The organism is Archangium minus, assembly GCF_044360475.1.
GTDB classification, from domain to species: Bacteria; Myxococcota; Myxococcia; order Myxococcales; family Myxococcaceae; genus Archangium; species Archangium minus.
In genome coordinates, this window is sequence record NZ_CP043494.1 from 2,933,461 (window position 1) to 2,945,337 (window position 11,877).

Below are 11,877 nucleotides of genomic sequence, written 5' to 3' on the forward strand. Positions count from 1 at the left end.
TGGAGTGTGGCCCCTCCCCAATCTTTCAGGAGCGTACGAAGGCACTCGCGTCCGGCAGTCCGCTGCCGGAGGTATCGACGCCCATCGCGGTCAGGATGCCCGAGAAGATGTCGGGCTCGTTCGTGTCCACCTTGCCGCGCTGTGGCTCTCCCGTGCGCGGGTCGAAGCCGTAGGTCAGCGCGGTGTTCGGGTCGATTCCACCCAACACCGTGTTGCCCTTGAGCATCGGCGAGAGCATCAGGAAGCCGTTGTTGAGGTCATGCCCGGAGCTGAACTCCACGGCGTCGCCAGGTCGCGTGCGCGTGCGCCCGAACTCGGTCGCTACGTAGATGAGCGTGCGATCCCACATACTCTCGCCAGTGGTCTCATCGAAGGGCTCCGCCTTGAGCAGGTCAACGAGCTTGTCCACCACGCCCAGCACCCGGGCCCACATGAAGGCCTGGCCCGTGCGATGCTCGGTATGGCTGAAGTCGAAGGCCAGCGGTGGGTTGGCAATGTATTGGCTCGCACTGCTGCCCACCGCCACGTTGAACGACGGGCCCAGCGTCACCGTCACGGACACCCGGTACTTGAGCAGGAGGAACGCCAGCGCTGCCTGTCCCTGCACGGGGTCCGTCATGTAATCCGGGAAGGCCGTGCGCAGCCGCTCTCCATCGGGGGAGCTCGACAGGCCATACTCCGAGAGAGGGAGGGCCGGCGGCTGGTTGGGCAGCACGTTGAGGCGGCTGATCAGATCCTGCGCCTCCAGTGCCGGTTGTCCCACCATGCGCTGCTCATTCCACCGCTGGAGCGCCGCCGCGTTCTCGAAGGTCCGTCCGAAGACCGATTGGGAGTCGAGCGTGTTGCGCGTGCGCCGGGCCATCTCCATCACGTCGCGCGCGGGCGCGTCCTTGATGCCCTTGCTGCCATCAAGGCCCAGGGGCCAGAGCGAGGCGTTGGTGACCACCTCCCCGTAGCAGTAGGCGGGCAGCGTGCCGTCGGTGCCGCGCTCGGAGTAGCCCCCCATCGCCATGTTCACGTTGGGAATGGGGAAGCCCGCGCCGTACTGGAGGGCCACGCACTCCTGTAGGGTGCGGCCTCGCCAGGCCGCGTTGCCCGTGAGGCTCCGCTTCTGCGCGATGACGTGGTTCACCGAGGTGCCCACCGTGGTGGCCACCAGCATGGAGTCCTTGTGCTTGCGCACGAAGGGCAGTTGATCCGTATTCACCGCCATGGGGATGTTGCCCAGCCGGGGGCTGCTCACCTTCACCGCGCGGAACGGGGAGCCGTCCACGCCCTGCACCTGCTCGTCAGGAAAGGTGTTGAGCTTCGAGGCGTTGGCACCGGCCTCCGAGGCGCGCACCGCCAGCATGCTGTCGACGATGGAGGCGCCTCCGGCCGCGCCCACCACGATGAGGAAGCGGGGCTTGCCATCCAGTCGAGCACGGCGCACGCCCCCGAGTTGCTCGAGTGCCGCTGGGGTACTGAGTGCATCGCGGCAGCCCGTCAGCAAGGGCCCTAGCGTCGCGGAGCCCGCCGCGCACAGCGACAGCGCCTTCAACATCTCCCGGCGCGAGAGCCGACCATTGTTGCGGAGTGACATGGAGTTTCCCTTTAGAAGAAGACGGACTCGGCGGAGGAGAGGACGACGAAGCAGGCGGCCTTCATCCAGTCTCGGCCGGGCGCCTGGCTGCTCGAGGATTCAATGTCGGTGGCCAGTTGCATCAACGTGCCCACCTCTGCCTTCGTGGGGTCTCGCAACAGCGCGCGCTGGTAGAGCGCGGTGATGGCGTTCTTCACCGGCGTGCTCTCTCTTTTGGCCAGGCGTCCCTGGGCGTCGAGCTCGATGCCCCCGAAGATGACGGCCTCCGAGGGGGTGGTGACGTCGAGCGCGACGCGCTGGGCGCAAGCCGCCGTCGCCACACGGTCAACGGCGATGGGCGTGGTTACTCCGGTGTAGGGCAGTGGCTCGTAGACGCCCAGGCCGTAGGGGTCAACGCCTCCCAGTGTGACGATGTGCACATTGCTGGTGCAGGGGTACCGGCCCAGCTCGTTGCACACCTGCTCGGCCGGCAGTGACAGCGCCGCGGCGAAGTCAGAGGCCAGCCGCTCCGGGCCCTTGAAGCGCAGGTTGTTGCGCGAGGAGCGTGTCACGTCCGTGGGCGTACCGGCGTCAACGGGCGGCGGCGTGCCGGCGTCCTCTCCCGAGGGAGAGGGGGACGGACAGGCCGTGAGGACACAGGCGGCGGACAGGAGCAAAACGCGAAGAGAATCAGGGCGCACCGTAGGCCTCCGTGCGGATCAGATCGTGAAGCATGCGCTGCACGCGGTACTGGTGCGTGCCCTTGAAGCGCTGCCAGGTGGCGACGAACTCGGCGTGCTCCTCAGGCGTCGGGGCGTGGCCGATGAGCAGCTTCCAGTAGTCAGTGACCGTGGCGATGGCGAATGCATCGCTGTTGGCGCCTACCTCTGCCCACTCCACGAGGTTGTTGACTGGCTTGCCGAAGAGATAGCCAGCCTCGGGCGTCTGGGTAATGGCCGGTGCGACGTCACTGAAGTACGTCTCCAGGCGGTTGGGCACGTAGCGCGCCGAGGTATTGCGAGCCGTGAGGGAGAGGCCCTGGTAGTTGCGGAAGGGGTAGCTCAGTGGGTCGAGCGTCGCGTGGCAGGCCGCGCACGTCGGCGCCGCCACTCCCTTGGCGTCGTAGTCGCGGGGCTCGCTGGGGATGCTGTAGAGGCCCTCCTGCTTGGCGATGTCGTAGCCCAGGTACGCGCGGTAGGCCTGTGACGCGGCGTTACGCGGCAGCGCGGTGAACATCACGAAGTAGATGAGGCTCCACGAGGAGGTGATGTTGCCCGCGCGGTGCGCCTCATCGACGAACTGCGTCGGCAGCGACGTCTCGATGAAGTAGCGCGTGGGGTTTGTCTCCCGGCGCACGAAGTACTTCGCCGTCATCACATCGCGCGCGTCGTGGTCGTCGATCTGCGCGTAGGTGTAGAGGGCGTAGTCGTCATAGTAGTCGGCGAGCGGAATGGCTCCCTTGTCCTCTCCGGCCTTGAGCGAGCCCACCGGACGAATCTTCGGGTGCGCCAGCTTCCACAGCTGGCCATTCTTGCCGCGCCAGAACTCGCTCTGGGTGCAACGGTCGAGCTCGGCGTCGAGCCGCGCGCGCTGCTCGTCGGCGTTCAACGCGGCGAACTCCTTGAGCTGTGCATAGGTGGGGGACTGCCCGCAGAAGTCGAGCAGCACGCGCCGGTACGCGAAGCGCGTGTCGTAGCGGCACACGTCGTACTGGGGGTTGTGGGGATTGGTGCCCGCCACGCAGCCGCCCGTGTCCACCGGTACGCTGTTGGCGTCGGCCGGTAGGGTGCCGCGTTGGATTTCCACGAGGTTCGACACGCCGTCGCCGTCGGCGTCCGCTGCCTCGACGGCCCTCAACGCCGTGGGGAGCGCGGCTGCGAAGTCACCGTCCGACAGGGGACGCGGTGCACCGGGGGCCAGGTAGGCCTCCAGCCCCGTGCCAAAGGCGTTCCGCTGCGGCGGCGCGACGTGACAGTAGGTGCAGGCTGGCTGCTGTCCAGTGCACGCGGGCGCCGAGGGATATGTGGTGCAGAACACGCTGCCCGCAGGCGGTTTGGCCAACGCCTCTCCCGACAGGAAGAGGGCGGCTCCTAGAAGGAATCGTCGAAGCACCAGAGCTCCTCGAGAATGGAGTATTTCAAGACAAACAGGAGTATCCCAACCGCTCTGACATGAAAAGTCGCGCGACGATTCCGTCAAAAAGGCCGCACAATCCGTCACATGTCGTTAGTCCGTGGTGCCTTGGTTTTTGAGAAATCAACGGACCAGACGCTGTTCAACCACAACCCCTTGCAACATCCCCAGTTGTGAGAGCGCGTATGCTTTTCATGCTCTTATTTGTCGGGAGCGCAACTCCGCTGGAAGATTTCACCCCAAGCGGGCCAGGGACTGGTGAAGGCTGAGGGGTTGGAGAGGTCAAACCTCGGCCCATGCCATCCATTGCGGACCTCATCGAGCAGAATCGAGAGTACCTGCTCCTGCATTACCGCGAGGAGGCCAGCCGACTCGCGTCCGCTCGGGATGTTCGACCCCAGGATGTCATCGACAATCTCCCCGAGTATCTGGACTCCCTGCGTGCTTGCTCTCACTGCCAGTGCGGGGACTCTGGCTATAGCCGGCGACGTCTGGAAGAGGCCCACCTCGGACGGCGTCTCCGGTTGGGCTACACGCAGGAGGACGTGAAGGCTGAGTTCGCCCTCCTCGGGCGGCTCCTCTCGAGCCTCTGGACGTCCCTCCCTCCCAACCAGCAGCCCCCTCTCGAGGACACCCAACGGCTCTCCGACTGGCTCCAGGCCGCCATGGAGCACACCGAGTCCGTCTTTGAGCACTCACCTCATGTCAGCCACCACACCCCTTCCGGTCTCGGGGCACCGCAGCTGCGTGAGGCGCATCTGCGCCTGGCGATCGAGGCCACTGGCATGGGGATGTGGGACTACGACCCCATCACGGGCGTGGTGCACGCGGACGAGCGCTGCCTGCTCCTGCTCGGCCTGCCCTCGGATGCCACCCTGGACTACGCCGTTCACCTCTCCGCGCTGCACCCGGAAGACCGTGAGCGTGTGCATCAGGTGGTGCAGCAATCCTTGAATCCGGCCGGTAGTGGCTCTCACCAGCTCGAGTTCCGCACCGTGGGCCTGAGGGACGGTGTCCAGCGGTGGTTGTCCGCCAACGGGCGGGCTCTCTTCGATGAGAACGGCCGGGCGCTACGCCTCGTCGGCACGGTACTCGACATCACCGAGCGGGTGCGTGAGCGCGAGGCCACCGAGCGAGAGAGGCAGCGGCTCACCGCCATTCTGGAGAGCATGTCCGAGGCCTTCCTCTCCTTCGATCAGGATTGGCGCTTCACCTACGTCAACCGTGAGGCCGAGCGCTTCATGGGAGTGTCGCGCGAGCAGGTACTGGGTCGCGACCACTGGGAAGTCTTCCCGGCCACCCTGGGAACGAACGTGGAGCACTACTACCGGCGCGTGGCCGCCGAGCGCATCCCGCTCTCCTTCGAGAACTTCTACATCCCCTGGCAGCGCTGGTTCGAGTTCCACGTCTACCCTATCGACGATGGGATCGCCGCCTTCTGCCAGGACATCACCGAACGGAAGCACCGAGAGGAGGAGCGCGAGCAGCTCCTCCGTGAGCAGACCCGTCTGCGCGAGCAAGCCGAGCAGGCGCTGCTCCAGAGCCAGCGCGCGGTGGAGGTGCTGGAGCATGGAGATCCCTTCCTCCTGCTCGACAAGGACTTCCGCATCATCCAGGTGAACAAGAACCAGGAGTTCATCAGCCAGAAGAGCCGTGAGGAAGAGCTCGGCCGCTCCGTCTGGGACGTCTTCCCAGCCATCAACAATCCCGAGTCCGCGTATTGGCGTGAGTACAACCGCGCAATGACTGAGCGGGTCCCCGTGCACTTCGAGGAGTACTACCCCCCGCAGGACCTCTGGGCGAGCGTGAACGCCTACCCCACCGACGAGGGGGGGCTTGCCGTGTTCCTCCGGGATGTCACTGAGCGCAAGCGGGCCGAGCAGTTCCGTGAGCGATTGATGGGCATCGTCAGCCACGATCTGCGCAGCCCGCTCCATGCCATCACCCTGGCCGCCGAGACGCTGCTGCGCCGGGAGAACCTCTCCGAGTCTGTGCTCGTCCGGGTTCGGCGCATCGTCCAGAGCGGAGATCGCATGTCGCGGATGATCACCGACCTGCTCGACTTCACGCGCGCACGATTGGGCGGAGGCATTCCCCTGCAGCGCCGGTCCGGAGAGCTGGTGGAGTTGGTGCGCACCACGCTCGAGGAGTTCGAGATGACGCACCCGGGCCGCATCGTGTTCTCCCATGGGCAGGGCCCTTATTCCGGGGAGTGGGATTTGGATCGGCTCGCCCAGGTCATCTCCAACCTCGTCGGCAATGCGTTGAAGCACGGGGCCGGAAACACCCCGGTGGCGGTGGACCTCCGCGAGGAGGGCCAGGAGATCGTCCTCGTGGTGACGAACCAGGGCACGCCCATCCCTGAGGCGCTGCTACCTCATGTCTTTGATCCCTTCCGCCGCTCCGCGGACAGCTCACGCCAGGGATTGGGGTTGGGGCTCTACATCGCGCAGCAGATCGTCATGGCCCATGGCGGCTCCATCACCGCGAGCTCCAGCGCCGCCGTGGGTACCACCTTCTCCGTGCGGCTGCCCCGCGGCTCCGCCTCGTCCTGACGTCCGTACTTGCGAGTGCGTTTGTTCAATGCACCGTTCGGGTACGAGGCGTCTCTTCTTCGTCGGCCCGCTCGCGTGGCCCTTCGCCGCCTGCGAGCAGCGCGAGGAGATCCTTCGTCGTGAGCCGCGCCGCCACGTTCGTTCCCTCGAGCACGCCCGCGATGAGCGCGCGTTTGTCCGAGTGCAGCGAGAGGATCTGCTCCTCGATGGTTCCCCGGGCGATCAGCCGGTACACCGTCACGGGCCGCGTCTGCCCGATGCGGTGCGCGCGATCCGTCGCCTGATCCTCAACCGCGGGGTTCCACCAGGGATCCAGATGGATGACGTAGTCCGCGGCGGTGAGGTTGATGCCAGTTCCGCCTGCCTTCAGGGAGAGCAGGAACACGTTGCCCTCTCCGCCCTGGAAGGCGGCGATCCGCTGCGCCCGGGCCCCTGCTGGGGTGGAGCCGTCCAGGTAGAGGTACGTGAACCCCGAGCGCTCCAGCTCCTCCTTGACGAGCTCGAGATGAGACGTGAACTGGCTGAAGACGAGCGCGCGGTGTCCCTCGCTGCGCAGCTCCTCGAGCAGCTCGAGCAGGCGCCGCATCTTCGAAGAGGAGAGGGTGGACTCCGCGTCGTACAGGCGCGGGTGTGAGGCGAGCAGGCGCAGCCGCGTGAGCGCCGCGAGCACCTGGAAGCGCTGCTGCTCGTCACGAAGACCCTTGCCCTGGGAACTGACCTCGGCGACCGCGGCCAGGCGCGCGTCCTCGTAGAGCGCCCATTCCTCCTCGGAGAGCGCGACCGGGACCTGGATCTCCGTTCGTGGAGGCAGCTCGCGCGCGACCTCCTGTTTGGTCCGGCGCAGCAGGAACGGACTGATGACGCGGGAGAGTGCCGCCTGGGCGTCGGGATCCTTTCCGCGTTCAATGGGCGCGGCGAAGCGTTCGCGGAACTGCTCCCAGCTTCCGAGCAGACCGGGAAAGACGAGCGCGAAGATGCTCCACAGCTCGCCGAGGTGGTTTTCGAGCGGCGTGCCTGAGAGCGCGATCCGGAAGCCCGCCTGGAGCTGCCGTGCCGCACGTGCGCGTCGCGTGTTCGGGTTCTTGATTGCCTGGGCCTCGTCGACGACGAGCGTGCTGAAGGGGATGGCCGCCAGTTGGGCGGCATCGCGCACGAGCAGCCCGTAGCTCACGATGAGTACGTCGCGCTCCTTGAGCTTCGCGAGGCACTTCATCCGGTCCGTCTGCTCCGCGTAGAGGATGGGACGGAGCGTCGGTGCGAAGCGTTGGATCTCCTCGACCCAGTTGAAGGCGACGGACGTCGGTGCGAGCACCAGCGCGGGACCCAGACGGGCGCGATCCAGCAGGATGGAGAGCGCCTGGATTGTCTTTCCCAGACCCATGTCGTCCGCGAGGCACGCACCGGCGCCCCATGCGGCGACGCGGCTGAGCCAGGCATGGCCCTCCACCTGGTAGTCACGCAGGGTCGCCGCGAGCGCGGCGGGGGGTTTGGGCTTGAGGGAGAGCGAGGTCGCGAGGCGCTCGGTCAACAGCTGCCACGCGGGTGGGGTCTCGACGTCCGCCCCCGCGTCGAGCAGCGCGTTCATCGCCGGGACCGCGCCCGGGGACAGCTCCATCCGGTTCTTGCCGACGAAGGTGTGGTCCGCCACCGCGAGCAGCCGCTTGCGCAAGGTGTCGCTGAGCTCGACCCAGCGGTTTGTATCCATGCGCACGAAGCGCTTCTGCCTCCGGGCCGCATCGAGCAGCACCGCCAGCTCGAGCCTTCCCGCTTCGATCTTCAGCTCTCCCGAGACGCCGAACCAGTCGCGCTTGCGCTCGATCTGCACCTTCAACGCCTCGGCGCCCACAGAGGACGTGATGAAGGGCTTCTCGTCGACCCACTCGACCTCGAGTCCCGGGGGCGGATGCTGGAGCGCCGCGACGAGCTGCAGGGCGGAGTCGGTATCGCCCATCCGGAAGCAGAACGGTGGACCCTCTTCGGCCCCGGCGAGCGGAAGCGGGCGCAGCGCTGCGCGGGCGCGCTCCTCCTCGAGCAGCAACTGGCGACGGACGTATCCGCGCTCGCCTCCGCGGGCGAGCAGCACGTCACGGGGTCCGACTCCAGGGTGGTACAGCGGCGCTCCCGCTCCTGGGCGCACGAGCAGCTCGAGCTCGAGGGACACGTCGGGGAGCAGGCGGAGCCGGACGACGGTCGTCGTCTCCAGCTGGAGCTCCCGGCCTTTGATTGTCTCCGGCACGACGAGGGGGAGCTTCGCTTCCAGCCGGGAGAGCCGCTCGAGCAGCTTCTCGTGGCTCTCCGGCGGGAATCGGTCGCCGTGCTTCTCGAGCACGTTCCACAGCTGGCGCGCCTCGTCGTTCACGTCGATCAGCAGACATCGGCATCGGCCATGCTGCTCCTCGACTGTGAACAGCGGCTCGCCGGGCGCGAACGTGCGGAGGAGGGCGGCGAGGAGCTTTGGATTGAAGCGCTCTCCCGCAATCGACGGCTCAAGGTGGATGTGATCGTCCGCTGCAAGCGCCGTGAATCCGAGGCGCACACGCTTCACCTCGAGCGGCTCCTCGGGGCGCAGTTCGAGCGACACGCGCGGATGCCCGACCAGCGCGGCGAACGCCCGTGAGGGATAGGTACCCGTCGCACGCGAGGCCGGCGCCCAGGACGCAAGCTGTTCCGCGATACGGAGATCCGCTTCCGAGAGCAGCTCCCGGTGCTCTTCGAGGAGGCGGGCCGCCGTCATCCGCGCGCCCGGGCTGAGTGTGCCGCGACGGGTCTGCTTCTTCACGAGCGGCGACACCGTGAGCGTTCCGAGCTCATGCTCGATGCACCACCAGACCTCAAGCTGCGCGCGGGGCTTCGTTGCTTCGGCTTCGAAGAGCTCGAGCTCCTTCAGCGCGCGTGCCCAGCTCGGACGAAGAATCTCCTCCGCCAAAGCCCGGGCCTCTGTGACGCGGGCGGGGTTCTCAAGGAGGTCGAGTGTGGTGTCGAGCAGCGCGAGCGCGTGGGTGCAGCCACGAGACCGCGACGAGCAGTTGCACTCGATTCGGGCCTCTCCGGAGCCGGTAAACGTCAGCCGCGCGGTGCCAGCGACCGTGCTGTAGTCGGGGCCCCCACGCACCAGGCGATCGCGCTCCTTCCACGAGAGGGCGCATGCCGTCGCGTCGAAAGCCCACGTTCCCTCCGAACGCCGCCCTCGTGAGCGAGGGAACGCAGTTGCCCGCACGGTACGGCGCAGCTCGAGCAGGCGCGCCCAGAGTGGCGCAATCGCGGTGTCGGGGTGCTCCTCGCGACGCTCACGCTCCTCCGCGAGTCCTTGCTGGACAGACTCCGCCTCCTGCTGGAGGTAGGCCCGTGCCGCCTCAGCGAGCGCGGTCTCGAGTCCTTTTCCTCGTGCGCCCGCGTAACGGAGCGCGCCCTCTCTGGAGCCGATGTCGCGCACCGCGAGTCCGTTGAGCGCGTGCCGGAGCGCGTTCCGCTGGGGCTCGTTGAGCGGCAGCTCCGAGAACAGGACCTCTGCGGAGATCGTGAGCGCGTGCGGGACGGAATGGGCCTCCGCCCAGGCCTCGAGCTCCTTGCGGGTCGAGAAGGAAAGCTCTTCGGGGGGCACGGCCGCGGACTCTAACCACGTCGCGCCTGGGACGCCTAGAAACTCCTACTCGGGGAACGCCCGCCAGGCCGCCAGCCATGCGGCGGCCCGCCGGGTAGCACCTCGGACCTCGCCCGAGGTCCGAAGTCCGAGGTGCCTCTTCACTTGGAGTCCCTACCGGAAGCTGTCCAGGAAGGGGCGATGGCTGCTGGAGAACTCGGAGTTGTAGTACTTGTCCCAGTTGATCGACCAGGTCATCAGCCCCTTGAAGTCGGCGTACCCGGCCGGATTGCGGAGGACGTAGCTTCCGCCGAAGGACTGCCCCTTGATGAGGTAGGTGAGCGCCTTCTGGACGTTGGCGGGAGTCGTGTAGCCACCGCCCGCCGCCTGGGGAGAAGCGGGCAGGCCGATCACCACCTGATCAGGCCGGAGCGCCGGGAAGACGTTGCTCGTGTTCCCCCCGATCGGGAAGCCCTGCAGGAGCATCTCCGCCATGGCCACGTGGAAGTCCGCGGTGCCCTGCGAGTACGAACGGCCATCCAGCGCCGTCAAGGAGCCGGTGTTGTAGTGCTGCACGTGCAGGTACGTCAGCTGGTTGCGCAGCGCGTGGATGACCGGGAGGTAGGCGCCCCACGGGCCGCCGTAGGCCGTGTAGCCGCCCTGGACGTACGCGGTCTCGGGCGCCATCGTCAGCAGGAAGCCAGAGCCGTAACGCGCGATGATCTGCCGGACGGCGTCGATCAGATTGACGATCTTCGGCGTCTTCGGGTTGCGGAAGTCGGTGTCCCCGCCGTCGAGCGCCAGGGAGCTGCCTTCCAGATCGATGTCCAGGCCGTCGAACCCATACGTGTCGATCAGCGACGTCATCGTGGTGATGAAGTTCTGCTTGGCCGAAGACGTGGTCAGCTCAATCGTCCCGTTCGCGCCACCAATGGAGATGAGCACCTTCTTGCCCTGGCTCTTCAGGTAGGCGATGTCCGCCTTGAAGTCAGCGACGGTGGCGTTGTAGGGCGTGAACACCATGTTGCCGGTGGTCGAGCCGCCGCTCGGCTCGGCGAAGGCGACCTGGATGACGTTGTAGCTTGGGGAGATGTCACGCAGACGGATGTTCGTCGAGCCGTTGTCGAAGTTGTGCCAGTAGCCGACGATAACCTTGCTGCCGCCCTGCGGGGCGCTCGTCGTGGTCGCGGAGGCGCTGACGCTGGCGGCGGAGCGGTTGCCAGCGGCATCGCGGGCCTTCACGGTGAAGGTATAGGTGGTGCTGGGCGAGAGGCCGGAGACGGTGGCACTGGTGCCCGTGGTGGTGGCCGCCAGGGTCGAGCCGGAGAAGACCTCGTAGCCAGTGACGCCGACGTTGTCGTTGGAGGCACTCCAGGTGAGGGAGACGCTGTTGCTGGTGGTGCCCGTGGCGCGCAGGCTCGTCGGAGCGGTGGGCGCCTGGGTGTCGGCGATCTGCGGGTCGGTGGTGACGCTGAAGGCGGAGCTGGCGGCGGAGCGATTGCCAGCGGCGTCGCGGGCCTTCACGGTGAAGGTATAGGTGGTGTTGGGGGAGAGGCCAGAGACGGTGGCGCTGGTGCCCGTGGTGCTGGCCGCCAGGGTCGAGCCGGAGAAGACCTCGTAGCCGGTGACACCGATGTTGTCGGTGGAAGCGTTCCAGGAGAGGGAGACGCTGGTGGAGGATTTGGAAGTGGAGGTCAGGCCCGAGGGAGCCGAGGGGGCCTGGGTGTCAGAGCTGCCAGTCTTCTCGAGCCAGAGGGCGGCGACGTAGGGGGGCTCCCAGCCGGGGAGGGACTGATGGGCCTGACGGCACTCGTAGCCCTTCCCCTCGTAGGTGACGGTGTCGGCGACGGCGTAGTGGGTGTAGGCCGCCCAGGCGCCGCGGTCAGCGGCGGAGGCCAGGGCGGGGATCAGGCTCAGCACCAGCGCGAAGACGACTGTCAGTGCGAATGCCTGTTCCCCCATACGACGGGTCAGTTGTGGCAGGTTCATCAGTGATTCCTCACAGAATGGGATGAGAGAGCGCCACGGTAGGCGCGGGGTGCAACGCC

At 67.0% G+C, this 11,877-nt stretch carries 6 protein-coding genes; 1 reads left to right on the forward strand and 5 read right to left on the reverse strand.

Features of this window, described 5'->3' with window-relative positions; genetic code table 11:
- Positions 1-25: 25 nt before the first annotated feature.
- Genes F0U60_RS12095 through F0U60_RS12105 form a run of 3 tightly spaced genes read right to left on the reverse strand, consistent with a single transcriptional unit; the run spans position 26 to position 3,673 of the window.
- Entirely contained in the window at positions 26-1,582 is a 1,557-nt protein-coding gene (locus F0U60_RS12095; RefSeq protein ID WP_395818280.1) for a hypothetical protein, read from the reverse strand.
- 11 nt (positions 1,583-1,593) lie between these two features.
- Positions 1,594-2,262 (reverse strand): hypothetical protein, encoded by a 669-nt coding sequence (locus tag F0U60_RS12100; protein ID WP_395818283.1) that lies wholly within the window; start codon positions 2,260-2,262, stop codon positions 1,594-1,596.
- The gene (locus F0U60_RS12105) at positions 2,252-3,673 is read right to left on the reverse strand and encodes a hypothetical protein (protein ID WP_395818286.1); all 1,422 of its coding nucleotides are present in this window, start codon (positions 3,671-3,673) and stop codon (positions 2,252-2,254) included. The genes F0U60_RS12100 and F0U60_RS12105 overlap by 11 nt, the downstream gene beginning before the upstream one ends.
- A 317-nt stretch (positions 3,674-3,990) precedes the next feature.
- Between F0U60_RS12105 and F0U60_RS12110 the strand changes: the two genes are divergently transcribed.
- On the forward strand, positions 3,991-6,249 hold the full coding sequence (locus F0U60_RS12110) for a PAS domain-containing protein (RefSeq protein WP_395818289.1): 2,259 nt from the start codon (positions 3,991-3,993) through the stop codon (positions 6,247-6,249).
- Between the two features lie 25 nt (positions 6,250-6,274).
- On the opposite strand, the gene F0U60_RS12115 is transcribed toward F0U60_RS12110, so the two are convergent.
- Both F0U60_RS12115 and F0U60_RS12120 read right to left on the reverse strand, forming a co-directional pair.
- On the reverse strand, positions 6,275-9,850 hold the full coding sequence (locus F0U60_RS12115) for an SNF2-related protein (RefSeq protein WP_395818291.1): 3,576 nt from the start codon (positions 9,848-9,850) through the stop codon (positions 6,275-6,277).
- Between the two features lie 153 nt (positions 9,851-10,003).
- Positions 10,004-11,818 (reverse strand): fibronectin type III domain-containing protein, encoded by a 1,815-nt coding sequence (locus F0U60_RS12120; protein WP_395818294.1) that lies wholly within the window; start codon positions 11,816-11,818, stop codon positions 10,004-10,006.
- Positions 11,819-11,877 lie beyond the last annotated feature (59 nt).